Origin of the sequence: Agromyces sp. NPDC058126, assembly GCF_042884595.1 — a bacterium.
Lineage (GTDB): Bacteria > Actinomycetota > Actinomycetes > Actinomycetales > Microbacteriaceae > Agromyces.
The window spans coordinates 442,265-467,620 of record NZ_JBHVTS010000003.1 but is presented as its reverse complement, the minus strand read 5'-3'; the positions used below and the strand labels follow the sequence as shown (position 1 = coordinate 467,620).

At 69.4% G+C, this 25,356-nt stretch carries 20 protein-coding genes and 1 tRNA gene; 16 read left to right on the top strand and 5 right to left on the bottom strand.

All coding sequences use genetic code 11. From position 1 onward, the window contains the following. Nucleotides 1-21 precede the first annotated feature (21 nt). Nucleotides 22-104: transfer RNA gene (locus tag ACFVTR_RS11240), tRNA-Leu, on the bottom strand. A gap of 36 nt (nt 105-140) precedes the next feature. Here ACFVTR_RS11240 and ACFVTR_RS11235 point away from each other — a divergent pair. The 4 genes from ACFVTR_RS11235 to rpsA all read left to right on the top strand — a co-directional run bounded on the left by ACFVTR_RS11235 (nt 141) and on the right by rpsA (nt 6,904). Beyond that, nucleotides 141-749 carry an ANTAR domain-containing response regulator gene (locus tag ACFVTR_RS11235; RefSeq protein ID WP_022888030.1) on the top strand — a complete coding sequence of 203 codons (609 nt, stop codon included), beginning with the start codon at nt 141-143 and terminating at the stop codon, nt 747-749. 119 nt (nt 750-868) lie between these two features. Continuing rightward, nucleotides 869-3,562, top strand: coding sequence for a DNA polymerase I (polA, locus tag ACFVTR_RS11230; protein WP_387037317.1), 2,694 nt, complete (start codon nt 869-871; stop codon nt 3,560-3,562). 53 nt (nt 3,563-3,615) lie between these two features. Beyond that, a complete protein-coding gene (locus tag ACFVTR_RS11225; protein WP_387037315.1) occupies nt 3,616-5,289 on the top strand; it encodes a DUF885 domain-containing protein in 1,674 nt (557 codons plus the stop codon). Nucleotides 5,290-5,452: 163 nt separating this feature from the next. Next, nucleotides 5,453-6,904 carry a 30S ribosomal protein S1 gene (rpsA, locus tag ACFVTR_RS11220; protein ID WP_376945400.1) on the top strand — a complete coding sequence of 484 codons (1,452 nt, stop codon included), beginning with the start codon at nt 5,453-5,455 and terminating at the stop codon, nt 6,902-6,904. 54 nt (nt 6,905-6,958) lie between these two features. On the opposite strand, the gene ACFVTR_RS11215 is transcribed toward rpsA, so the two are convergent. After that, on the bottom strand, nt 6,959-7,570 hold the full coding sequence (locus ACFVTR_RS11215; protein WP_387037313.1) for a DUF4126 domain-containing protein: 612 nt from the start codon (nt 7,568-7,570) through the stop codon (nt 6,959-6,961). Between the two features lie 49 nt (nt 7,571-7,619). On the opposite strand from ACFVTR_RS11215, the gene coaE reads away from it, so the two are divergent. The 12 genes from coaE to ACFVTR_RS11155 all read left to right on the top strand — a co-directional run bounded on the left by coaE (nt 7,620) and on the right by ACFVTR_RS11155 (nt 21,999). Further along, entirely contained in the window at nt 7,620-8,234 is a 615-nt protein-coding gene (coaE, locus tag ACFVTR_RS11210) for a dephospho-CoA kinase (protein WP_387037312.1), read from the top strand. Between the two features lie 93 nt (nt 8,235-8,327). Then, complete coding sequence (gene uvrB, locus ACFVTR_RS11205; protein ID WP_376945394.1) at nt 8,328-10,394, top strand: excinuclease ABC subunit UvrB; 2,067 nt, start codon at nt 8,328-8,330, stop codon at nt 10,392-10,394. Between the two features lie 121 nt (nt 10,395-10,515). Next, nucleotides 10,516-13,407, top strand: a complete 2,892-nt coding sequence (gene uvrA, locus ACFVTR_RS11200; RefSeq protein ID WP_387037310.1) for an excinuclease ABC subunit UvrA — start codon at nt 10,516-10,518, stop codon at nt 13,405-13,407. Nucleotides 13,408-13,411: 4 nt separating this feature from the next. Further along, nucleotides 13,412-15,391, top strand: a complete 1,980-nt coding sequence (gene uvrC / locus ACFVTR_RS11195) for an excinuclease ABC subunit UvrC (protein WP_387037308.1) — start codon at nt 13,412-13,414, stop codon at nt 15,389-15,391. Between the two features lie 32 nt (nt 15,392-15,423). Beyond that, nucleotides 15,424-16,302 carry an RNase adapter RapZ gene (gene rapZ / locus ACFVTR_RS11190; RefSeq protein ID WP_376945388.1) on the top strand — a complete coding sequence of 293 codons (879 nt, stop codon included), beginning with the start codon at nt 15,424-15,426 and terminating at the stop codon, nt 16,300-16,302. 34 nt (nt 16,303-16,336) lie between these two features. Then, entirely contained in the window at nt 16,337-17,317 is a 981-nt protein-coding gene (gene whiA, locus ACFVTR_RS11185; RefSeq protein ID WP_376945386.1) for a DNA-binding protein WhiA, read from the top strand. Between the two features lie 203 nt (nt 17,318-17,520). Next, nucleotides 17,521-18,147, top strand: coding sequence for a superoxide dismutase (locus ACFVTR_RS11180; protein ID WP_376945384.1), 627 nt, complete (start codon nt 17,521-17,523; stop codon nt 18,145-18,147). A gap of 96 nt (nt 18,148-18,243) precedes the next feature. After that, nucleotides 18,244-19,248 (top strand): type I glyceraldehyde-3-phosphate dehydrogenase, encoded by a 1,005-nt coding sequence (gene gap, locus ACFVTR_RS11175; RefSeq protein WP_376945382.1) that lies wholly within the window; start codon nt 18,244-18,246, stop codon nt 19,246-19,248. A gap of 11 nt (nt 19,249-19,259) precedes the next feature. Continuing rightward, nucleotides 19,260-20,474, top strand: a complete 1,215-nt coding sequence (locus ACFVTR_RS11170; RefSeq protein WP_387037305.1) for a phosphoglycerate kinase — start codon at nt 19,260-19,262, stop codon at nt 20,472-20,474. Then, entirely contained in the window at nt 20,465-21,253 is a 789-nt protein-coding gene (gene tpiA / locus ACFVTR_RS11165; RefSeq protein ID WP_387037303.1) for a triose-phosphate isomerase, read from the top strand. The genes ACFVTR_RS11170 and tpiA overlap by 10 nt, the downstream gene beginning before the upstream one ends. Before the next feature lie 116 nt (nt 21,254-21,369). After that, nucleotides 21,370-21,621, top strand: a complete 252-nt coding sequence (secG, locus tag ACFVTR_RS11160) for a preprotein translocase subunit SecG (protein ID WP_022888045.1) — start codon at nt 21,370-21,372, stop codon at nt 21,619-21,621. A 12-nt stretch (nt 21,622-21,633) separates the two neighbouring features. After that, nucleotides 21,634-21,999 carry an RNA polymerase-binding protein RbpA gene (locus ACFVTR_RS11155; protein ID WP_376945375.1) on the top strand — a complete coding sequence of 122 codons (366 nt, stop codon included), beginning with the start codon at nt 21,634-21,636 and terminating at the stop codon, nt 21,997-21,999. 84 nt (nt 22,000-22,083) lie between these two features. Here ACFVTR_RS11155 and pgl read toward each other — a convergent pair whose 3' ends face one another. From pgl to zwf, 3 genes are read right to left on the bottom strand one after another with little or no spacing between them, the layout of a single operon-like run. Continuing rightward, nucleotides 22,084-22,854, bottom strand: coding sequence for a 6-phosphogluconolactonase (gene pgl / locus ACFVTR_RS11150; protein ID WP_387037299.1), 771 nt, complete (start codon nt 22,852-22,854; stop codon nt 22,084-22,086). Continuing rightward, nucleotides 22,851-23,807, bottom strand: a complete 957-nt coding sequence (locus tag ACFVTR_RS11145) for a glucose-6-phosphate dehydrogenase assembly protein OpcA (RefSeq protein WP_387037296.1) — start codon at nt 23,805-23,807, stop codon at nt 22,851-22,853. The genes pgl and ACFVTR_RS11145 overlap by 4 nt, the downstream gene beginning before the upstream one ends. Further along, nucleotides 23,804-25,345: a glucose-6-phosphate dehydrogenase gene (gene zwf, locus ACFVTR_RS11140; protein WP_376945368.1), complete on the bottom strand. Its 1,542-nt coding sequence runs from the start codon at nt 25,343-25,345 to the stop codon at nt 23,804-23,806. Before zwf ends, ACFVTR_RS11145 begins: the two co-directional genes overlap by 4 nt. Nucleotides 25,346-25,356: the final 11 nt, after the last annotated feature.

The following is a 25,356-nucleotide window of genomic DNA, read 5'->3' as shown; positions in this document are numbered from 1 at the left end:
CCCGGGCGAGGATCGGTACGGTGCCGGTGGTGGGGGTCGAACCCACACGCCCTTTCGGGCAAAGCATTTTGAGTGCTCCGCGTCTGCCATTCCGCCACACCGGCCAGAGGCCTCGCCCAGAATACCGTAGGCTTTCCTCCGTGACAGACACCGAATCAACTCAGCCGGCAGCTCCGCGCCGCGTGGTCGTGGCGGAGGATGAGTCGCTCATCCGCCTCGACATCGTCGAGATCCTGCGCGACAACGGCTTCGAGGTCGTCGGCGAGGCGGGTGACGGCGAGACCGCCGTGGCGCTCGCCACCGAGCTCCGACCCGATCTCGTCATCATGGACGTCAAGATGCCCCAGCTCGACGGCATCTCCGCCGCCGAGCGCCTCTCGAAGGGGCACATCGCGCCGGTCGTGCTCCTCACGGCCTTCAGCCAGAAGGAGCTCGTCGAGCGCGCCAGCGAAGCGGGGGCGCTCGCCTACGTCGTGAAGCCGTTCACGCCGAACGACCTCCTGCCCGCGATCGAGATCGCCCTGGCCCGCCACGCGCAGATCATCGCGCTCGAGGCCGAGGTCGGCGACCTCGTCGAGCGCTTCGAGACCCGCAAGCTCGTCGACCGGGCCAAGGGCCTCCTCAACGAGAAGATGGGCCTCTCCGAGCCCGAGGCGTTCCGCTGGATCCAGAAGGCGTCGATGGATCGACGCCTCACCATGAAGGACGTCTCCCAGGCGATCATCGAGCAGCTCGCCGCCAAGAAGTAGGGCGCACAGCCCCGAACGACGGATGCCTCGACGACCCGTGTCGTCGAGGCATCCGTCGTTCGCATTCGCGGGCGCCGACCGCGTCGGGGAGTGTCGGCGGCCGCTTGTAGTCTTGTCTGGTGTCGGACGCAGATAAGCCCACCCTCCTCGTCGTCGATGGCCACTCGCTGGCCTTCCGAGCCTTCTACGCCCTCCCGGTCGACAGCTTCACCACACGCGACGGGCAGCACACGAACGCCATCCACGGCTTCCTGTCGATGCTGCTCCTCCTGCTGCAGAACGAGAAGCCGACGCACCTCGCGGTGGCATTCGACATCTCGCGGCATTCGTTCCGCACCCGCGAGTACCCCGAGTACAAGGGCACCCGCGGCGAGACCCCGGTCGAGTTCAAGGGGCAGGTACCGCTGCTGCAGGACGCGCTGAAGGCGATGGGCGTGCGCACCCTCGAGAAGGAGGACTACGAGGCCGACGACATCCTCGCGACGCTCGCCGCTCGCGGCCGCGCCGAGGGCTACCGGGTCCTCCTCGTGTCGGGCGACCGCGACACCATCCAGCTCGTGAACGACGACGTCACGCTGCTCTACCCGAACACGCAGGGCGTCTCCCAGCTGAAGCGCTACGACACCGAGGCCGTGCTCGAACGCTACGGCGTGCGCCCCGAGCAGTATCCCGACATCGCCGCGCTCGTCGGCGAGACGAGCGACAACCTCATCGGCATCACGAAGGTCGGCGAGAAGACCGCGGTGAAGTGGCTCGGCCTCTACGGCGACCTCGACGGCATCCTCGAGCACGCCGACGAGATCAAGGGGGTCGTCGGGCAGAACCTGCGAGACCAGAAGGAGAACGCGATCCGCAACCGCCGGCTCAACCGGCTGGTCCCCGACGTCGAGCTCGACGTCGTGATCGACGAGCTCGAGGCGAAGCCGATCGACATCGAGGCGGTGCGCCCGGTCTTCGAACGACTCGAGTTCCGCACCCTGTTCGAGCGGCTCCGCAAGCTCGCCGCGGGCGAGACCAACGGCAACGGCAACGGCGGTGCGAGCGCTCCGGCGGCCGCGCCCGTTCCCGAGCAGGCGGCCCCGCCGATCCCGACGCCGAGGCTCCTGCTCGACGAAGAGCTCGAAGCCTGGCTCGCCAAGGCCGTCGCGGCCGAGCCGGCGGGCCTCGGCCTGAGCCTCGAGGTGGTCGACGGGCAGGTGATCGGCGCGGGCATCGCGACCGCCGCCGAGACCGTGCGCCTGCCGTGGCAGGCGGACCGCTCCGACTACGCGCCCTTCGAGGCCTGGCTCGCGAGCGATGCGCCGAAGATCATGACCGACGCGAAGCCCCAGCTCGAAGCGCTCCAGCGATCGGGCCTGGCCTTCGACGGGCTCGTGCTCGACACCCTGGTCGCTGGATGGCTCGCACGCCCGATCCTCGCCGAGAAGAACCTCGCCGACCTCGTCGAGCGCTACCTCGGCGAGACCGTGCCGCAGGCGGACCCCTCGCAGCTCGTGCCCGAAGAGGGCACCGACGCGGGTGCGCCCGAGTACGCGTGGTTCACCCTGCGGGTCGCCCCGGTGGTGCTCCGCGCGCTCCCCGAGCCCACGCGCGCGCTCCTCGCCGACGTCGAGATGCCCCTCGTGGCGGTTCTCGCCTCGATGCAGCTGCGCGGCGTCGCGGTCGATCACGGCGAACTCGCCGCCCTCTCGAGCGAGCTCGGCGATCGCGCGGCCGGCCTCGCCCAGCTCGCCTTCGCCGAGATCGGCCGTGAGGTGAACCTCGGCTCGCCCAAGCAGCTCCAGGAGGTGCTCTTCGACCAGCTCGCGATGCCGAAGACCCGGGCCACGAAGACCGGGTACACGACCGACGCGAACGCGCTGGCCGACCTGCAGGAGTCGAACCCGCATCCGTTCCTCGGCTACCTGCTCGAGCACCGCGATGCGACGAAGCTCCGTCAGATCGTCGAGTCGCTCGACAAGTCGATCGCCGCCGACGGCCGCATCCACACGACGTACGGCCAGATCGGCGCCGCCACCGGCCGCATGTCGTCGAACGACCCGAACCTGCAGAACATCCCGATCCGCACCGAAGACGGCCGTCGCATCCGCAAGGCGTTCCGCCATGGAGCCGAGTACGCCGAACTGCTGACCGCCGACTACTCGCAGATCGAGATGCGCATCATGGCGCACCTCTCGGGCGACCCCGGGCTCATCGAGGCCTTCAACGCCGGAGAAGACCTGCACCGGTTCGTCGGCGCGCGCGTGTTCTCGGTCGACCCGGCCGACGTCACCCCGCTCATGCGCACCAAGGTCAAGGCGATGTCGTACGGCCTCGCCTACGGCCTCAGCGCGTTCGGCCTCTCGAAGCAGCTGCGCATCGACCGCGCCGAGGCGAGCCAGCTCATGAAGGAGTACTTCGAGCGCTTCGGCGCGGTGCGGGACTACCTGCGCGGCGTCGTCGAGCAGGCGAAGATCGACGGCTACACCGAGACGATCTTCGGCCGCCGCCGTCCGTTCCCCGACCTCAACAGCCCGAACCGGGTGCACCGCGAGAACGCCGAACGCGCCGCGCTCAACTCGCCGATCCAGGGCTCCGCGGCCGACATCATGAAGATCGCGATGGTGAGCGTCGAAGGCGGGATCGCCGCGCAGGGGCTCGAGAGCCGCATGCTCATGACCGTGCACGACGAGCTCATCTTCGAGGTGGCGGCCGGCGAGAGCGAGCCGCTCGAGGCGCTCGTGCGCGAGAAGATGGCGAACGCCGCCGAGCTCCTCGTGCCGCTCGACGTGCAGGTCGGGCGCGGGGCGAACTGGGAGGACGCGGGTCACTGACCGAGGGATCCTCGACGTCGACAGATCGACGTCGGCTGTCCTAGGTTCGAGGGATGGCATCGAGTGAGCGCACCCCGACCGACGTCGACCGCATCGCCGAAGGTTGGGTCGACACCCTGGTCGACCTCGACCCGAGCATCGGCACCTACATCGGCCGCACGAGTCACGACGACCGGCTCGCCGACTACTCGCCGGCGGGGCACGAGCAGCGCGTGGCCGCCATCCGCGAGACCGTCGCGGCGCTGCGCGCCGCGACGCCGGTCGACGAGGTCGACCGGATCACCGTCGCCGACCTGGGGTCGGACCTCGAGCTCGACCTCGAACGGTACGACGCCGGTCTCCACCTGCGCGACCTCAACGTGATCGCGAGCCCGGCGCAGGAGATCCGCGACGTGTTCGACCTCATGCCCACCGCCGAGGTCGACGACTGGTCGCGCATCTCGGGCCGACTGGGCGCCGTCCCGGGCGCGCTCGACGGCTACATCGAGACCCTCCGCGCCGGCGTCGCCGCGGGCAGCGTCCCCGCCGTGCGGCAGGTGCGCGAGGTCGCCGCCCAGGCTCGGCGCATCGCGAAGCCCGACGGGTTCTTCGCGACGTTCGCGGCGAACGCGACGGCGGGGGAGTCGGGGCTGCCCGAGGCGCTCCGGCGCGACCTCGAGTCGGGCGCCGCGACGGCGAGCGAGGCCTACAGCCGGCTCGCCGAGTTCCTCGAGTCCGAGCTCGCGCCCGTCGCGGGCGACGCCGACGCCGTCGGCCGCGGGATCTATGCACTCGAGTCCCGCCGCTTCCTCGGCGCCGTCATCGACCTCGACGAGACCTACGAGTGGGGCATCGAAGAACTCGCCCGCATGGTCGCCGAGCAGGAGGCGATCGCGAACGAGATCAAGCCCGGGGCATCCGTGCACGAGGCGATCGCCTTCCTCGACGGCGACGCCTCGCGGAAGCTCCACGGCACCGAGGCGCTCCAGCGGTGGATGCAGGAGACGAGCGACCGCGCAGTCGCGGAGCTCGCCGGCACCCAGTTCGACATCCCGGAGGAGATCCGGACGCTCGAATGCATGATCGCGCCCACCCAGGAGGGCGGCATCTACTACACCGGCCCGAGCGACGACTTCTCGCGGCCCGGTCGCATGTGGTGGTCGGTGCCCGAGGGCGTGACCGAGTTCGACACCTGGCGCGAGCTCACGACCGTCTACCACGAGGGCGTTCCCGGACACCACCTGCAGATCGGCCAGGCCGTCGTGAACCGCGGGCAGCTGAACACGTGGCGCCGGCAGCTCGCCGGAACCTCCGGCCACGCCGAGGGCTGGGCGCTCTACGCCGAGCGGCTCATGGAGGGGCTCGGCTACCTCGACGACCCCGCCGACCGGCTCGGCATGCTCGACGGCCAGCGCATGCGCGCCGCCCGCGTCGTGCTCGACATCGGCGTGCACCTCGGCAAGCCGCGCCCCGACGGGCATGGCACGTGGACGGGGGAGTACGCCCACGAGTTCCTCTCGCAGAACGTGAACATGAACGAGGGCTTCGTGCGCTTCGAGGTGAACCGCTATCTCGGCTGGCCCGGGCAGGCCCCCTCGTACAAGGTCGGGCAGCGCATCTGGGAGCAGCTCCGCGATGAGGTCGCGCGTCGTGAGGGCGCGTCGTTCGACATCCGGGAGTTCCACCGGAACGCGCTCGCCCTCGGCGGCGTCGGGCTCGACACGCTGCGGTCCGCCCTCCTCGGATGAGCGCCGGCGAGCGGCGACCCGCCCCGGTTGCCGCGGACCGACTGAATCCGTTAGGATCGAACGTCACTCTTGTGACATCCCTGTCCGCATGCCCATCGCGGAATCAACATCACGCTCTCCCGCGCGATGGGCTCGATATTGTCCTTTACGGAGCATTCACTACATGACAACCGCAACGACCAAGGCACCCAAGCAGGTCGCCATCAACGACATCGGATCTGCTGAAGACTTCCTTGCCGCGGTCGAAAAGACTCTGAAGTTCTTCAACGACGGCGACCTCATCGAGGGCACCGTCGTGAAGATCGACCGCGACGAGGTCCTCCTCGACGTCGGCTACAAGACCGAGGGCGTCATCCCCTCGCGCGAGCTTTCGATCAAGCACGACGTCGACCCCAGCGAGGTCGTCGGCGTCGGCGACACCGTCGAGGCCCTCGTTCTCCAGAAGGAGGACAAGGAAGGCCGCCTCATCCTGTCCAAGAAGCGTGCGCAGTACGAGCGCGCGTGGGGCGACGTGGAGAAGATCAAGGAAGCCGATGGCGTCGTGACCGGTTCGGTCATCGAGGTCGTCAAGGGCGGCCTGATCGTCGACATCGGCCTCCGAGGCTTCCTCCCGGCGTCGCTCATCGAGCTCCGCCGCGTGCGCGACCTCACGCCGTACCTCGGCCAGGAGATCGAGGCGAAGATCCTCGAGCTCGACAAGAACCGCAACAACGTCGTGCTCTCGCGCCGTGCGCTCCTCGAGCAGACGCAGTCCGAGTCGCGTTCGACGTTCCTCGCGAACCTCCACCCGGGCCAGATCCGCAAGGGCGTCATCTCGTCGATCGTCAACTTCGGTGCGTTCGTCGACCTCGGCGGCGTCGACGGTCTCGTCCACGTCTCCGAGCTCTCGTGGAAGCACATCGAGCACGCCAGCGAGGTCGTCGAGGTCGGCCAGGAGGTCACCGTCGAGGTGCTCTCCGTCGAGCTCGACCGCGAGCGCGTCTCGCTGTCGCTCAAGGCGACGCAGGAGGACCCGTGGCAGGTCTTCGCCCGTACCCACGCGATCGGCCAGGTCGCCCCGGGTAAGGTCACGAAGCTCGTTCCGTTCGGTGCGTTCGTTCGCGTCGCCGACGGCATCGAGGGCCTCGTCCACATCTCCGAGCTGTCGGGCAAGCACGTCGAGCTCGCCGAGCAGGTCGTGTCGGTCGGCGAAGAGGTCTTCGTCAAGGTCATCGACATCGACCTCGAGCGTCGCCGCATCTCGCTCTCGCTGAAGCAGGCGAACGAGGGCGTCGACCCCGAGGGCACCGAGTTCGACCCGGCGCTCTACGGCATGCTCACGGAGTACGACGAGCAGGGCAACTACAAGTACCCTGAGGGCTTCGACCCCGAGACCAACGAGTGGCGCGAGGGCTTCGAGGCCCAGCGCGAGAAGTGGGAGCAGGACTACGCTGCCGCTCAGGCTCGCTGGGAGGCGCACAAGAAGCAGGTTGCTGCTTCGCTCGCCGCCCAGGCTGCCGACGACTCGTTCTCGGCCGGCGGTGCCTCGTACTCGAGCGAGTCGGCCGGTGCCGGCACTCTCGCCGACGACGCGTCGCTCGCGGCGCTGCGCGAGAAGCTCTCGAGCAACAACTGATCGCATTTCGCGAGACGGAAGGCCGGTCCCCTCGGGGGCCGGCCTTCCGGCGTTTCACGGTGCGGTCGACGGATGCTCCGCGCTGCGCTCGCGCTGCGTTCGGCGTCGGCGGATGACGAGGACGACGGCGATCGCGAGCAGCACCGCGCCGAGCAGCACGAGGACCGGCGCCAAGATCGCCGCGAAGGCGAGGGCGAAGCTCCCCGCATCCTCCACCGCGCTCGCGACGGGTGCGCCGACGCCGGCGGTGGCCGTGTTGATGACCGGGCGCGCCAGGGCCTTGCCGAGATGGACGAGGAGTGCGAGTCCCACGCCGACGGCGATGGGCACCCACTGCGAGGAGCTGAAGAAGGCCTCGGGGTCGGTGACCGCGACGGTCTCGGCGCCGATGCCCGAGGTGAATGCGAGCCCGCCCGCGGTCGGGCGCACCACGGTCTGGACGAGGTCGTTCACCGAGTCGAGGCCCGGGATCTTGTCGGCGACGAACTCGACGACGAGCAGCACCACGAGGATCAGCAGCACCCACTCGTTCGCGAGCCAGGCCCACGCCGCCGGCAGTTCGACGAGGCCGGTGAACCGGTCAAGCGCCCCGAGGATCACGAGGGGGATCCACGCGTTCAGGCCGGCGGCGAGCGCGAGTCCCGTGCCGGTGAGCAGTTCGAGCATGCGGCCTCCTCATCGAACGAGTCGAGTGTCGCACGATTAGAGTGGTCACGTGTATCTGATCGGCCTCACGGGCGGCATCGCCTCAGGAAAGTCCACCGTCGCGCGGCGCCTCTACGAGCACGGCGCCGTGCACCTCGACGCCGATGAGCTCGCGCGTCGTGTCGTCGAACCGGGCACCCCCGGGCTGGCCGCGATCGTCGCCGAGTTCGGCGAGGGCGTGCTGCGCGCCGACGGCTCGCTCGACCGGGCGAAACTCGGCGAACTCGTCTTCAACGACGACGAGGCCCGCGCCCGGCTGAACGCCATCGTGCACCCCGCGGTCCGCGAGCTCTCGGGCCGGCTCATCGCGAAGGCCGAGGCCGAGAACCCCGACGCGGTGGTCGTGTACGACGTGCCGCTCCTCGTCGAGGCGTCCGTCGACCACCCCTTCGACCTCGTCGTCGTGACCAACGCGCCGCGCAAGACGCAGGTGAAGCGCCTCGTCGAGGAGCGCGGGTTCGACCTCAACCAGGCGGTCGCGCGCGTCGACGCGCAGGTCGACAACACCCGTCGACTCGCGATCGCCGATGTGGTGATCGACACCGACGGCACCCTCGCGCACACGATGAGCCAGACCGACGCGCTCTGGGCCGACATCGCGACGCGGCGCGCCGCGCGCGCCTGACGGGGTCGTCCGCGTCGTCGGTCGCCGTCGCGACGGCGTGCGCCCGAGGCGAACGCCGGCGGCCGTGTCGGTGGTCGAACCTAGACTTGAGGGATGCAGGCCACGCGTTCAGTTCGTCCGTTCGAGGTCGTCAGCGAGTACCGTCCGAGCGGTGATCAGCCGCAGGCGATCGCCGAGCTCGCGGGTCGCATCAACGCCGGCGAGACCGACGTGGTGCTGCTCGGCGCGACCGGCACGGGCAAGTCGGCGACGACCGCCTGGCTCATCGAGCAGGTGCAGCGGCCCACGCTCGTGCTCGCGCACAACAAGACCCTCGCGGCCCAGCTCGCCACCGAGTTCCGGGAGCTGCTGCCGAACAACGCCGTCGAGTACTTCGTGTCGTACTACGACTACTACCAGCCCGAGGCCTACGTGCCGCAGACCGACACCTTCATCGAGAAGGACTCGTCGATCAACGCCGAGGTCGAGCGGCTGCGGCACTCGACGACGAACTCCCTGCTCAGCCGCCGCGACGTCGTCGTGGTCTCGACGGTGTCGTGCATCTACGGTCTCGGCACGCCAGAAGAGTACCTCGGCGCCATGATGCCGCTGCAGGTGGGCCAGCGGGTCGATCGCGACTGGCTCATCCGCAAGTTCGTCTCGATGCAGTACCAGCGCAACGACGTCGACTTCTCGCGCGGCAACTTCCGGGTGCGGGGCGACACGATCGAGATCATCCCGATCTACGAAGAGCTCGCGATCCGCATCGAGATGTTCGGCGACGAGATCGAGGCGCTCTACAGCCTGCACCCGCTCACGGGGCAGGTCGTCGCGAAGCTCGACGCGGTGCCCGTGTTCCCGGGGTCGCACTACGTGGCATCAACCGAGGTCATGCAGCGGGCGATCGGCACGATCCGCACCGAACTCGACGAGCGGCTGGCCGAGCTCGAGCGCGAAGGCAAGCTGCTCGAGGCCCAGCGCCTGCGCATGCGCACGACCTTCGACCTCGAGATGATGGAGCAGATCGGTTTCTGCTCGGGCATCGAGAACTACTCGCGGCACATCGACGGGCGCGAGCCCGGCGAGGCGCCGCACTGCCTGCTCGACTACTTCGCCGACGACTTCCTCGTCGTGATCGACGAGTCGCACGTGACGGTTCCGCAGATCGGCGCGATGTACGAGGGTGACTCCTCGCGCAAGCGCACGCTCGTCGAACACGGCTTCCGGCTGCCGAGCGCCCTCGACAACCGCCCGCTGAAGTGGAACGAGTTCAAGAACCGCGTCGGGCAGACCGTCTACCTCTCGGCGACACCCGGCCGGTACGAGATGGGCGTCGCCGACGGCGTCGTCGAGCAGATCATCCGCCCGACCGGCCTCGTCGACCCCCAGATCGTGGTGAAGCCGTCGAAGGGGCAGATCGACGACCTCCTCGAGGAGATCCGCAAGCGGGCCGAGCGCGACGAGCGCGTGCTCGTCACCACGCTGACGAAGAAGATGGCGGAGGAGCTCACCGACTTCCTCACCGAGGCGGGGGTGCGGGTGCGCTACCTGCACTCCGACGTCGACACCCTGCGCCGTGTCGAGCTCCTCACCGAGCTGCGCGCCGGCGTCTACGACGTGCTCGTCGGCATCAACCTGCTGCGAGAGGGCCTCGACCTGCCCGAGGTCTCGCTCGTGGCGATCCTCGACGCCGACAAAGAGGGGTTCCTCCGGTCGTCGACCTCGCTCATCCAGACCATCGGTCGCGCGGCGCGCAACGTCTCGGGCGAGGTGCACATGTACGCCGACGTGCTCACCGACTCGATGAACCAGGCCATCGACGAGACGACCCGCCGCCGCGAGATGCAGCTCGAGTACAACCGGGTGAACGGCATCGACCCGCAGCCGCTGCGCAAGCGCATCGCCGACATCACCGAGGTGCTCGCGCGCGAGGAGGCCGACACGGCGGCGCTGCTCGCCGGCCGCGACGGCCGCAAGAAGTCGCCGGTGCCGAACCTGAAGCGCGAGGGCATCGCGGCGGAGGGGGCGAACGATCTCGAAGACCTCATCCGCGACCTCAACGAGCAGATGCTCGAGGCTGCCGGCGAGCTGAAGTTCGAACTCGCCGCGAGGCTCCGCGACGAGGTGTCCGAACTCAAGCGCGAGCTGCGCCAGATGGAGAAGGCGGGCCATCTCGGCTGAGCATCCACGAGGGTCGGCGACGCACTCGGTCGTCGCCCCGCACGCGCCGATCGAACATATGTTCGCTCAGAGCGCGTGTACCCCGGCCGTGCGTGTCGGTGGTCCTCTTTAGACTCGAAGGGTGCCAGTTTCACGTCTCGATGCCCATTCGCGCCTGAGTGTCCGCGGAGCCCGCGTACACAACCTGCACAACGTCGACGTCGAGATTCCGCGCGACGCGATGGTGGTGTTCACCGGGCTCTCCGGGTCGGGCAAGTCGTCGCTCGCCTTCGACACGATCTTCGCCGAAGGTCAGCGGCGTTACGTCGAGTCGCTCTCGGCGTACGCGCGGCAGTTCCTCGGGCAGGTCGACCGTCCCGACGTCGACTTCATCGAGGGACTGAGCCCCGCCGTGTCGATCGACCAGAAGTCGACGAACCGCAACCCGCGCTCGACCGTCGGCACGATCACCGAGATCTACGACTACATGCGACTGCTCTGGGCCCGCATCGGCGTGCCGCACTGTCCGGTCTGCGGCGAGAAGATCCAGCGGCAGACGGTGCAGCAGATCGCCGACCAGCTGATGGAGCTCGAAGCGGGCACGCGGTTCCAGGTGCTGAGCCCCGTCGTCTCGAAGAAGAAGGGCGAGTTCGTCGACCTCTTCCGCGAGCTCGCGGCCCAAGGCTACTCACGCGCGGTCGTCGACGGCGAGGTCGTGCGACTCGACGAGCCGCCGAAGCTGAAGAAGCAGGTCAAGCACGACATCTCGGTCGTCGTCGACCGGCTCGTCGCGGGCCCCGAGGTGCTCGGGCGCCTGACCGACTCGCTCGAGACGGCGCTCCGGCTGACCGACGGCCTGGTCCAGGTCAACTTCGTCGACGAGGAGGGGCCGGCGGCGTGGGCCACCTTCTCCGAGAAGCTCTCGTGCCCGAATCAGCACCCCATCCAGCTCACCGAGATCGAACCGCGCACCTTCTCGTTCAACGCCCCGTTCGGCGCGTGCCCCGAGTGCTCCGGCCTCGGCACCCGCATGTCGGTCGACGAGGCGCTGCTGCTCGGCGATCCCGAGCTGAGCATCGCCGAGGGCGTCATCCTCCCGTGGACCTCGCAGGGCAAGAGCCTCTACAACTACTACGAGAAGCTGCTCGACGGCCTCGCGAGGGATCTCGGGTTCTCGCTCGACACCCCCTGGGAACAGCTCGGCGAGGACGCCCGCAACGCGGTGCTCCGCGGCGACAACTTCGAGGTCAAGGTGCGGTGGCGCAACCGCTACGGCCGCGAGATGAGCTACAGCTCCGGCTTCGAGGGCGTCGTGCCGTACATCGAGCGGCAGTACCTGCAGGCCGAGACCGACGTGCAGCGCGCACGGTGGTCCGAGTACCTGCGCGAGGTGCCGTGCCCCGTGTGCGACGGCAAGCGGCTGAAGCCCGAGGTGCTCTCGGTCCTCATCCACGACCACAGCATCGCCGACGTGGGCCTCCTGAGCCTCACCGACGCGCGCTCCTTCATGGACCGGCTCGAACTCACCGAGCGCGAGCAGACCATCGCGGCCCAGGTGCTCCGCGAGATCAAGCTGCGACTCGACTTCCTCATCAGGGTCGGCCTCAGCTACCTCGACCTCGCCCGCGCCGCGGGCACGCTGTCGGGCGGCGAGGCGCAGCGCATCCGACTCGCGACCCAGATCGGCTCGGGCCTCACCGGCGTGCTGTACGTGCTCGACGAACCGAGCATCGGCCTGCACCAGCGCGACAACCGCCGGCTCATCGACACGCTCGTCGCGCTCCGCGACCTCGGCAACACGCTCATCGTCGTCGAGCACGACGAAGACACCATCCGCACCGCCGACTGGATCGTCGACATCGGTCCCGGTGCCGGCGTGAACGGCGGCACCGTGGTGCATTCGGGCAGCTACGCCGACCTCGTGAAGAACACCCGTTCGCTCACCGGCGACTACCTCTCGGGCCGCCGCGAGATCGCGATCCCGGCGCATCGCCGGGCGATCGACCGCGAGCGGATGATCTCGGTGCAGGGTGCCGAGGCGAACAACCTCCGCGGCGTCGACGTCGAGTTCCCGCTGGGCGTGCTGACGGCCGTCACCGGGGTCAGCGGCTCCGGCAAGTCCTCGCTCGTCAACGACATCCTCTACCGGGTGCTCGCGAACCGCCTGAACGGCGCCCGCAAGGTGCCCGGCAAGCACCGGCGCGTGACGGGCCTCGAGCACCTCGACAAGGTCGTCCACGTCGACCAGGCCCCCATCGGGCGCACACCGCGATCGAACCCGGCGACCTACACGGGGGTGTTCGACCGCATCCGAACGCTCTTCTCCGAGACCAACGAGGCGAAGGCGCGCGGCTACCTGCCCGGCCGCTTCAGCTTCAACGTCAAGGGCGGCCGCTGCGAGGCGTGCTCGGGCGACGGCACCATCAAGATCGAGATGAACTTCCTCCCCGACGTCTACGTCGCCTGCGAGGTCTGCGGGGGCCAGCGGTACAACCGCGAGACCCTGCAGGTGCACTACAAGGGCAAGAACATCGCCGAGGTGCTCGAGATGCCGATCAGCGAGGCGGCCGAGTTCTTCGAGCCGATCTCCGCGATCCACCGCTATCTCAAGACCCTCGTCGACGTCGGGCTCGGGTACGTGCAGCTCGGCCAGAGCGCCACGACCCTCTCGGGCGGCGAGGCGCAGCGCGTGAAGCTCGCGACCGAGCTGCAGCGCCGATCCAACGGTCGCAGCGTCTACGTGCTCGACGAACCGACGACGGGCCTGCACTTCGAAGACGTGCAGAAGCTCCTGAAGGTGCTCGGCAAGCTCGTCGACAAGGGCAACTCGGTGATCGTGATCGAGCACTCGCTCGATGTCATCAAGTCGGCCGACTGGATCATCGACCTCGGGCCCGAGGGCGGTTCGGGAGGTGGCCAGGTCGTCGCGACCGGCACGCCCGAGCAGGTGGCGTCCGTGTCCGAGAGCCACACCGGGTACTTCCTCCGCGAGATCTTCGACGCCGCGGCCGAGCGCGCCGACGTCGCCAGCTGAGGCGATGAGCAGACCGTCCAACGACCAGAGCGTCCCGTACCGGCCGAAGGCGGGGGAGATCCCGACCGAGCCCGGCGTCTACCGCTTCCGCGACGCCGAGCGGCGCGTGCTCTACGTCGGCAAGGCGAAGAACCTGCGGGCGCGGCTCTCGAACTACTTCGCGCCCCTCCGCAGCCTGCACGAGCGAACCCGACGCATGGTGACGAGCGCCGCCTCGGTCGAGTGGACGGTCGTCGGCAGCGAGGTCGAGGCGCTGCAGCTCGAGATCACCTGGATCAACGAGTTCCATCCGCCGTTCAACGTGCGGTTCAAGGACGACAAGTCCTACCCGTACCTCGCGGTCACGATGGCCGACGAAGCCCCCCGCGCGTTCGTCACCCGCAACCGCAAGCTGCGCGGTGCGCGCTACTTCGGCCCGTACCCGAAGGTCTGGGCGATCAACGAGACGCTCGAGATCCTGCTCAAGCTGTTCCCCATCCGCACCTGCAAAGACAGCGACTACCGACGGGCGATGGCCAGTGGTAAGCCGTGCTTCGCCGGGCAGATCGGCCGCTGCTTCGGGCCGTGCTCGGGTCGGGTCACGATCGCCGAGCACCGCGAGAACGTCGAGCGCTTCGTCGCGTTCATGCAGAACCAGGACCGTCGCATCCTCGGTGAGCTCGAGCAGCGGATGCGGGCCGCCGCCGGAGCCCAGGAGTACGAGGCCGCCGCCCGGTACCGCGACCGCCTCGTTGCCGCGACCGCCTTCTTCGAGAAGAGCGCGATGGTGCTCGGCGACACCGTCGACCTCGACGTCTTCGGCATCGACCACGACGAGCTGTCGGCGGCCGTCCAGCTCTTCATCGTGCGCGGCGGCCGCGTGCGCGGCATCCATTCGTGGACCGTCGACAAGGAGCTCGACGTCCCGCTCGGCGAGCTCGTCGACTCGGTCGTGCAGAACGCGTACGGCGACGAGCTCCGTCCGCCCGGCGAGGTCGTCGTTCCCGAGCTCCCCGACGACGCGACGGCGCTCGAGGCCTGGCTCGGCGAGCAGGCCGGGCGCAAGGTGCGGCTCCGCGTCGCGCAGCGGGGCGACAAGGCCTCCCTCCTGCAGACCGCGACGCAGAACGCGAAGCAGACCCTCATGCTCTACAAGACCCGGCGCAGCGCCGACTTCACGACGCGGTCGCGAGCGCTCGAGGACATCCAGGAAGCGCTCGGCATGGCGGATGCCCCGCTCCGCATCGAGTGCTACGACGTCTCGCACCTCAGTGGCACGAACATCGTCGCATCGATGGTCGTCTTCGAAGACGGGTTGCCGCGGAAGGACGAGTACCGCAGGTTCACGATCCCGAGCTCGACCGACGACACCGACTCCATCCATCAGGTGCTGACGCGTCGACTCGCCTATCTCGCGGGCGCGGGCGCGGACGACACCGAGTCGGACCCGCCCGACGCGGCCGAGGCCCCGGAAGGGGTCGAAACCCCGGAAGCGGTCGAAGCCGCGGAGCCGGCCGACGCGCCCGAGGTGTCGGAGCGTCGGAAGAAGTTCGCCTACCGCCCGAACCTCCTCGTCGTCGACGGCGGGCAGCCGCAGGTGGCCGCAGCCGCGCGGGCGCTCCGGGAATCGGGTGTCGAGGGCATCTACCTGTGCGGCATCGCGAAACGCCTCGAGGAGATCTGGACTCCCGAGGCCGACTTCCCGGTGATCCTGCCGCGCAACAGCGACGCGCTCTTCCTCTTCCAGCGAGTGCGCGACGAGGCGCACCGGTTCGCGATCACGCATCAGCGGCAGCGACGCAAGCGCGACATCGGCTCGGTGCTCTCCGAGATCCCGGGCCTCGGCCCGTCCCGCGTGAAGGAGCTGCTGCGGCATTTCGGCTCCGTCGCCCGCCTGCGCGCCGCCGACGAGACTGCGATCGCCGAGGTCAAGGGCGTCGGGCCGACCCTCGCAGCGACGGTGCACGCCCGACTCCACGCCGATGAGGCCCCCGTGCCCCGATAGGCTTGGATGTCGGTACGCAGAAGGGGGTCGGGATGGCGGCGGAGGAGCCCGAAGAGCAGGAGATGCTCATCGTCACGGGGATGAGCGGGGCCGGTCGATCGACCGTCGGCAACGCGCTCGAGGACCTGGGCTGGTACGTCGTCGACAACCTGCCGCCGCAGATGCTGCGGCCGCTCGTCGAGCTGGTCGAGCGCGCCGGCACCTCGCTTCCGCGAATCGCCGCGGTCGTCGACATCCGCGGCCGAGACTTCTTCTCCGAGCTCCAGGACATCATCCAGGCGCTCCGCGCCGGAGTGAACGTCCGGGTGGTGTTCCTCGACGCGAACGACGCGGTGCTCGTGCGCCGATTCGAATCCGTCAGGCGCCCGCACCCGCTGCAGGGCAACGGCACGCTCCTCGACGGCATCGGTGCCGAGCGGGCGCGACTCGCCACGCTCCGTGAAGCGAGCGACTTCGTCGTCGACACCTCCGACCTCAACATCCACCAGCTCGCGAACCTCGTGACCGAGACCTTCGCCGGCGTCGATCACGCCGGCCTCCGGGTGACCATGCAGAGCTTCGGCTTCAAGTACGGTGCGCCGACCGACGCCGACCTCATCGCCGACGCCCGGTTCCTGCCGAACCCGTTCTGGAACCCCGAACTCCGACACCTCACCGGCGAAGACGCCGAGGTGAGCGAGTTCGTGCTGAGCCAGCCCGGGGCGATGGAGTTCCTCGACGCCTACGCGCGTGCACTCGAGCCCGTGCTGGCCGGCTACCAGCGAGAGAACAAGCGACACGCGACGATCGCGATCGGCTGCACGGGCGGCAAGCACCGCTCGGTGGCGATGGTCCGCGAGCTCGCGGAGCGTGTCGCGAAGATGCCCGGCGTCGTCGTGAGCGTCAAGCATCGCGACCTCGGTCGCGAATGACGCCGGGTCCCCGCAACACAGATTGGATGACGAGGTGGCATTGACCGCTGATGTGAAAGAAGAGCTCGCCAGGGTCGAGGTCTCGAAGACGAGCGTGCGCATCGCCGAGCTCGCCTCGGTGCTGCGGTTCGCGGGTGGGCTCCACATCATCTCGAATCGGATCGCGATCGAGGCAGAGCTCGACTCCAAGAACGTGGCACGTCGAGTGACGCGCGACCTCGGCGAGATCTACGGCGTTCGACCCGACGTCTCCGTGGTGTCGCCGACGGGGGTGCGCCGCACCAACAACTATCTCGTGCGCATCCTCGAGGGCGGCGAGACCCTCGCGCGGCAGACCGGGCTGCTCGATGCCCGGCGTCGCCCGGTGCGCGGCCTCCCGAACAAGCTGACGACGGGTTCGCGCGACGAGGTCGCGGCGATCTGGCGCGGCGCGTTCCTCGCGCAGGGGAGCCTCACCGACCCGGGCCGCTCGGCGGCCCTCGAGGTGACCTGCCCGGGCAACGAGACCGCGATGGCGCTCGTCGGCGCCGCGGGCCGGCTGGGCATCGCTGCGAAGGCCCGCGAGGTGCGCGGCATCCATCGCGTGGTCATCCGCGACGGCGAGGCGATCAGCGCGATGCTCGCGGCGATGGGTGCGAGCACGACCGTGCGCAACTGGGAGGAGCTGCGCCAGCGCCGCGAGGTGCGTGCGACCGCGAACCGGCTGGTCAACTTCGACGACGCGAACCTTCGCCGCTCGGCCCAGGCTGCCGTCGCCGCGTGCGCCCGCGTGGAGCGTGCGATGGAGCTCCTCGGCGACGACATCCCCGACCACCTGAAGTACGCGGGCGAACTGCGCCTCGCGCACCGTGAGGCGAGCCTCGACGAGCTCGGCCACCACGCGGACCCGCCGATGACGAAGGACGCCGTGGCCGGACGGATCCGGCGCCTGCTCGCGATGGCCGACAAGCGCGCCGCCGATCTCGGGGTGCCGGGCACCGAGGCGAGCCTCCCGGCCGATCTCGACGAGGTCTGACCCGGCGTTCGGCGGCTCGGTCGTGTCGACCCCGGGACTGGAGTCTCCTCCGGCCCCGGGGTGTTCGGTGCGCCCGTCACACGGCGACGCGATCCCGGCACCATCCCGGCAGCGCCCGCCTGCGCGGGCATAGACTCGGGAATGCCGCCGCGGAGATCCGGGGAGACGCCCGGGTGCCCCGGCGCACCTGACAAGGAGAAGCAATGGCTGACTACACCCTCCCCGATCTCGCCTATGATTACGCGGCGCTCGAGCCGGCGATCAGCGGCACGATCATGGAGCTGCACCACTCGAAGCACCACCAGGCCTATGTGACCGGCGCGAACACCGCGCTCGCTCAGCTCGCCGAGGCGCGCGACTCGGGCAACCTCGCGAACGTGAACAAGCTCGAGAAGGACCTCGCCTTCAACCTCGGCGGTCACGTCAACCACTCGATCTTCTGGACGAACCTCTCGCCCGAGGGCGGCGACAAGCCGACCGGCGAGCTCGCCGCGGCGATCGACGACCACTTCGGCTCGTTCGAGAAGTTCCAGGCGCACTTCACCGCGACGGCCCTCGGCGTGCAGGGCTCGGGCTGGGCGGTGCTGGCGTGGGATTCGCTCGGCGGACGTCCGATCATCGCGCAGTTCTTCGACCAGCAGGGCAACCTGCCTGCGGGCCTCATCCCGCTGCTCATGCTCGACGTCTGGGAGCACGCGTACTACCTCGACTACAAGAACGTCCGGGCCGATTACGTCAAGGCGTTCTGGTCGATCGTGAACTGGGAGAACGTCCAGCAGCGCTTCACCGCAGCTGGTGAGAAGACCTCAGGGCTGCTGCTACTGTCATAAACGGATGGTGTCCCCGGACTCCTCCGGGGACACCGCCGTCCGATCAGTCCACCCGTGCAACGGCGCTGTCGGCGCCACGTCATACAGGAGACATCTGTGTCTGTAAAGATCGGCATCAACGGCTTCGGCCGCATCGGCCGCAACTACTTCCGCGCGGCACTCGCTCAGGGCGCGGATCTCGAGATCGTCGCGGTGAACGACCTCACCGACAACAAGACCCTCGCGCACCTCCTGAAGTACGACTCGATCACGGGCCGACTGGACGCGACCGTCGACTACGACGACGACAACATCATCGTGAACGGCACCGCGATCAAGGCCTTCTCGGAGCGCGACCCCGCGAACCTGCCTTGGGGCGAGCTCGGCGTCGACATCGTGATCGAGTCGACCGGGTTCTTCACGAAGGCCGCCGATGCGCGCAAGCACCTCGAGGCCGGCGCGAAGAAGGTGCTGATCTCGGCGCCCGCCACCGACGAGGACGCGACCTTCGTGATCGGCGTCAACGAGCAGGACTACGACCCCGAGCGCCACCACATCATCTCGAACGCGTCGTGCACGACGAACTGCCTCGCGCCGCTCGCCAAGGTCTTCAACGACGCCTTCGGCATCGAGCGCGGCCTCATGACGACGGTGCACGCCTACACGGCCGACCAGAACCTCCAGGACGGCCCCCACCGCGACCTCCGTCGCGCCCGCGCCGCCGCCCTCAACATCGTGCCGACGTCGACCGGTGCGGCCAAGGCCATCGGCCTCGTGCTGCCCGAGCTCGTCGGCAAGCTCGACGGATTCGCCCTGCGCGTGCCCGTGCCCACCGGGTCGATCACCGACCTGACCGTGACTTCCTCGCGACCGGTGACGGTCGACGAGGTCAAGGCCGCCTACAAGGCGGCCGCCGAGGGCCCGCTGAAGGGCATCCTCAAGTACACCGAGGACGAGATCGTCTCCAGCGACATCGTCTCCGACCCGCACTCGTCGATCTTCGACGCCGGACTCGTCCGCGTCATCGGCGATCAGGTGAAGCTCTCGAGCTGGTACGACAACGAGTGGGGCTACTCCAACCGTCTCGTCGACCTGACCGAGTACGTCGCCGACCGTCTCTGAAAGAACACTGAATGACCCTGCGAACGATCGATTCCCTCGGTCCGCTCGCCGGCAAGCGCGTCGTCGTCCGTTGCGACCTCAATGTCCCCCTGCGGGACGGGGTCATCACGGACGACGGCCGCGTGCGGGCGTCGGTCCCCACCATCCAGGCCCTCCTCGGGCAGGGCGCCCGCGTGATCGTGGTCTCCCACCTCGGCCGCCCCGAGGGCGCCCCCGACGAGCGCTACAGCCTCGCCCCGGTCGCGGCGCGACTCGGCGAGCTGCTCGACGCCCCGGTCGCCTTCGCGACCGACACCGTCGGTGAGGATGCCACGGCCAAGGCCGCCGCCCTCGCCGACGGCGAGGTGCTCGTGCTCGAGAACCTGCGGTTCAACCCGGGCGAGACCTCGAAGAACGAGGCCGAGCGCACCGCGTTCGCGGGCGAGCTCGCGGCCTTCGCCGACGCGGTCGTCTCCGACGGCTTCGGCGTCGTGCACCGCAAGCAGGCGAGCGTCTACGAGCTCGCCGAGCTGCGACCGAGCGCCGCCGGCCTCCTCATCGCGGCCGAGCTCGACGTGCTCGACCGCCTCACCGAGAACCCCGAGCGTCCGTACACGGTCGTGCTGGGCGGATCGAAGGTCTCCGACAAGCTCGGCGTCATCGCCCACCTGCTGCCGCGCGTCGACCGCCTCCTCATCGGCGGCGGCATGCTGTTCACCTTCCTCGCGGCCCAGGGCCACAAGGTCGCCTCGAGCCTGCTCGAGGCCGACCAGATCGACACCGTGAAGGGCTACCTCGCGGAGGCAGCTGAGCGCGGCGTCGAACTGGTGCTGCCGAGCGACGTCGTCGTCGCGGCCGCCTTCTCGGCGGACGCCGAGCACGTGGTCGCCCCGGCGGACGCGATCGAGGACACGCCTTTCGGGGCATCCGGCCTCGGACTCGACATCGGGCCCGACACGGCGGCGGCCTTCGCCGCGCAGGTGCGCGACTCGAAGACGGTGTTCTGGAACGGCCCGATGGGCGTCTTCGAACTCGCCCCCTACGCCGCGGGCACTCGCGCGGTCGCTGAGGCCCTCACCGAGGTCGACGGACTCAGCGTCGTCGGCGGCGGCGACTCGGCTGCGGCCGTGCGCCAGCTCGGATTCGCCGACGAACGATTCGGACACATCTCGACGGGCGGGGGCGCGAGCCTCGAGTTCCTCGAGGGTAAGAAACTTCCCGGACTGGAGGTCCTCGGATGGCAGTGAAGCGCACCCCGTTCATCGCAGGCAACTGGAAGATGAACCTCGACCACCTGCAGTCGATCGCGTTCGTGCAGAAGCTCGCCTGGGCGCTGTCGGACGCGAAGCACGACTTCGCCGACGCCGAGGTCGCGGTGTTCCCGCCGTTCACCGACCTCCGCAGCGTGCAGACGCTCGTGGCTGCCGACTCGCTGCCCATCGGCTACGGGGCGCAGGACCTCTCGAAGCACGACTCGGGCGCCTACACCGGTGAGATCTCGGGCGCCTTCCTGAAGCAGCTCGACTGCGCCTACGTGATCATCGGCCACTCGGAGCGCCGCACGCTGCACGCCGAGACCGATGCCGACGTCAACGCGAAGGTCGTCGCCGCGCACCGCCACGGCCTCGTCCCGGTGCTCTGCGTCGGCGAGACGGCCGAAGACCTCGAGCAGCACGGTGCGAGCGCCGTGCCGGTCGCGCAGCTGCGTGCCGCACTCGAGGGCGTCGACGCCTCGAAGGGGCTCGTCGTCGCCTACGAGCCCGTCTGGGCGATCGGTTCCGGCCAGGCGGCGACGCCGGCCCAGGCCGAGCAGGTCGCGGCAGCGCTCCGTGCCGTCCTCGCGGAGATCGCGGGGGAGGAGCTCGCCTCGGCGACGCGCGTCCTCTACGGCGGTTCGGTGAAGGCGTCGAACATCGCCTCCTTCCTCCGCGAGCCGAATGTCGACGGGGCGCTCGTCGGCGGTGCGAGCCTCGACATCGACGAGTTCTCGAGCATCGTCCGTTTCAAGAAGCACGTCGCCGCGTGACCCGATCGGGTCGGGGCGATCCGCCCCGACCCGAGGTTTCGCCCGGCTAAACTCGGCTGTGCTGATAGTCTGATTGGCGGCATCGACCCCCTGCGTCGTGCCCGGAAAGGTTCACCGTGGAGATTCTCCAGGTCGTCCTGCAGGTGCTGCTCGGTCTCACGAGCCTCCTGCTGACGCTGCTCATCCTGCTGCACAAGGGCCGTGGTGGCGGTCTGTCCGACATGTTCGGCGGCGGCGTCACCTCGAGCCTCGGCGCCTCCGGCGTGGCCGAGCGCAACCTGAACCGCATCACGGTGATCCTCGGACTCATCTGGGTCACCTGCATCGTGGTGCTCGGGCTGATCACCAAGTTCGACGCCGGAATCTGACGAGGAGTCGAGATGGCATCAGGCAACAGCGCCATTCGGGGCTCCCGCGTCGGCGCCGGCCCCATGGGCGAGCAGGATCGCGGCTTCCACGCCGATCGTGTCGCCGTCAGCTACTGGGACGCCCAGGGCAATGAGACCGTGCGCTACTTCGCGGCGAGCCTCCCCGACGAGGAGATCCCCGAGGTCATCGACAGTCCGTCCACCGGGCTGCCGGCCGGCCGCGACCGCGAGAACCCGCCGTCGGTCTCGAAGCTCGAGCCCTACAAGACGCACCTCGCCTACGTGAAGGAGCGCCGCACCGAAGACGAGGCCGCTCAGCTGCTCGACGACGCGCTGACCCAGCTCCGTGCCCGCCGAGGGCAGGCGCCGAAAGACTGACCACCGGTCGCGAGACGAACGACGAGAGCGGGGCGGGCCGAATGGCCCGCCCCGCTCTCGTCATGTCGCCCGGCGGCGCGAGGTTCAGTAGTCGCGGGCGATGAGCGCCTCGGGCACCTCGGCTGCGGCGTCGCGATCGACGAAGAACACGGTGCGGCGACGCCCCTTGATCCCGGCGACGGGCACCTCGTCGCGGCTCGCACCCGCGAGGGCGAGGCCCAGCGCCGAGGCCTTGTCGGCGCCGGCGAGCACCATCCACACCCGCTGCGAGCTGTTGAGCACGGGGCGAGTGAGGCTGAGCCGCTCGGGCGGCGGCTTCGGCGACTCGCGCACCGCGATGACGGTCTGGTCGGTGACGGCGATGCCCGAGCGATGCGGGAACAGCGAGGCGATGTGCCCGTCGGGGCCGACCCCGAGGAAGGTGATGTCGAAGGCGGGGTGCGCGAGACCGTCGGCGGCGTGCTCGGCGAGCTCGGCCGCGTACTCCGTGGCCGCCTCGTCGAGGGTCAGCCCCGAGTCGGAAGCCGGGAACGGGTGCAGGTTCTCGGTGGGGAGATCGAGGTCGTCGAGCAGGGCGTCATGCGACTGCCGGTCGTTGCGGTCGGCGTCGCCGGCGGGCACCCAGCGCTCGTCGCCCCACCAGAAGTGCACGCGCGACCAGTCGATCGACATGCGCGCGGGGGAGGAGGCGACCGCCTCGAGCACCGCCGAGCCCATCGACCCGCCGGTCAGCACGATGTGCACGACCGGCTGCGCGTCGAGCAGGTCGAGCGTCTTCGTGATGAAGCGGGCCGCGACCGCGCCGGCCAGCGTGGCCTTGTCGGGGTGCACGAGCACCCGCCGTTCGTTCGTCACGCAGTGACCTCCTGGGCTCCGTCGAGGAGCGCCAGCCCCTTCGCGATCACTTCACCGTACAGCTCGTCGGGGTCGAGGCGGCGCAGCTCGTCGGCGAGGCAGTCGCGGAGGCTGCGCCGCGGCAGCGCGACGTCGTGCAGCGGCTGGTTGGGCTGGCGGAGCGTCGCGATGCCGGGGACGTCGCGGACGAGCTCGACCAGGCCGCTCGCGCGTTCGAGCTGCACGCCGTGGATGCCGTGCGAGCCGTCCTCGACGGCGGTGAGCTCGACGCCGGTCGCGCAGCGCAGCTGCAGTCGCAGCCACGCGCCGAGCAGCGTCGTCGAGGGCGAGTCGATCGCGCCGCTCACGTGCACCTTCGTGATCGGCTCGTACGGCGGCTGATCGAGCACGGCGGCCAGCTGGGCGCGCCACAGCGTCAGCCTCGTCCACGCGAAGTCGGCGTCGCCGGGGGTGTAGCTGCCGGCGAGGGCATGCAGTGCGGCCTGGGGGTCGGGCTGCGCCGAGGCATCCGTGATACGGCGCTGCGCGATACGACCGAGCGGTGAACGACCGGGCACCGCCGGCGCTGCGCCGGGCCACCAGGTCACGACCGGGGCATCCGGAAGCAGCAGCCCCATCACGAGGCTCTCCTCGTCGCGGGCGGCGTCGCCGCTCGCGCGGAGCACGATGACCTCGCTCGCGCCGGCGTCGCCGCCGACCCGGATCTCCGCATCGAGGCGCGGCGCCACCCCCGAGGAGGCGGTGCCCGGTTCGATCGAGACGACGATGACGCGCATCGGATGCTCGCGCGACGCGTCGTTCGCCGCCTCGATCGCCTCCTCCTCCTGGCCGGGGGAGGTGGCGATGACGAGGGTGAGCACCCGGCCGAGGGCGACGACGCCGCCGTCCTCGCGGATCTTCACGAGGGCCTTCGAGACCTGGCTCGTGGTGGTGTCGGGAAGTTCGACGATCATGGGCGCCTCCAGCTCCGTCCGTCGCGTGCGAGCAGCTCATCGGCCGAGCTCGGGCCCCAAGTGCCGGGGCGGTACTGCTCGGGCTGCCCCTGCGTCGCCCAGAACTCCTCGATCGGGTCGAGGATCTTCCAGCTGAGCTCGACCTCCTCCTGACGCGGGAAGAGCGGCGGGTCGCCGAGGAGCACGTCGAGGATGAGGCGTTCGTAGGCCTCTGGGCTCGCCTCGGTGAAGGCGTGCCCGTAGCCGAAGTCCATGGTCACGTCGCGCACCTGCATGCCGGCGCCCGGCACCTTCGACCCGAACCGGATGGTGACGCCCTCGTCGGGCTGCACCCGGATCACGAGCGCGTTCTGGCCGAGCTCGGAGGTCTGGCTGTCGGCGAACACCTGCTGCGGTGCACGCTTGAAGACGACCGCGATCTCGGTGACGCGACGACCGAGCCGCTTGCCGGCGCGGAGGTAGAACGGCACACCGGCCCACCGACGGGTGCCGATGAGGAGCTTCATGGCCGCGTAGGTCTCGGTCGTCGACTCGGGATTCATGCCGTCTTCGTCGAGGAAGCCGATGACCTTCTCGCCGCCCTGCCAGCCGCCCGCGTACTGTCCGCGGGCGGTGCCCGTCGCGAGGTCGTCGGGCAGTCGCACGGCCGCGAGGATCTTCTCCTTCTCGGCGCGCAGGTCGGCCGCGTCGAACGAGATCGGCTCCTCCATCGCGGTGAGCGCGAGCAGCTGCAGCAGGTGGTTCTGGATGACGTCGCGCGCTGCGCCGATGCCGTCGTAGTAACCCGCGCGACCGCCGACGCCGATGTCCTCGGCCATCGTGATCTGCACGTGGTCGACGTAGTTCGCGTTCCAGATGGGCTCGTAGAGCTGGTTGGCGAAGCGCAGCGCGAGGATGTTCTGGACCGTCTCCTTGCCGAGGTAGTGGTCGATGCGGAACACCGAGTCGGGCGGGAACACGCTCGCCACCACATCGTTGAGCTCACGGGCCGTCTGCAGGTCGGAGCCGAAGGGCTTCTCGATGACCACGCGGCGCCACTGGCCGTCGCGCTGCTCCGTGAGCCCCGAGCGCTTGAGCTGCTCGGTGACGAGCGGGAACGACTTCGGCGGGATCGAGAGGTAGAACGCGTGGTTGCCCATCGTCCCGCGCTTCGCGTCGAGCTCTTCGACGACGGAACGCAGGCGGTCGAAGGCGTCGTCGTCGTCGAAGGTGCCGGTGACGAAGCGGATGCCTCGCGCGAGCTGCTGCCAGACGTCCTCGCGGAACTCGGTGCGGGCGTACTTCTTCACCGAGTCGTGCACGACCTGTGCGAAGTCCTGGTCGACCCAATCACGTCGCGCGAAGCCCACGAGCGCGAAGCCCGGGGGCAGGAGCCCCCGGTTCGCGAGATCGTAGACCGCGGGCATCAGCTTCTTGCGCGACAGGTCGCCCGTGACGCCGAAGATGATGAGGCCCGAGGGCCCCGCGATGCGGTTGAGGCGATAGTCCTTCGGTGACCGGAGCGGGTTGTGCTGCGCCGAGATCTCTGCCGAAGCCAATTCGGGTCCTT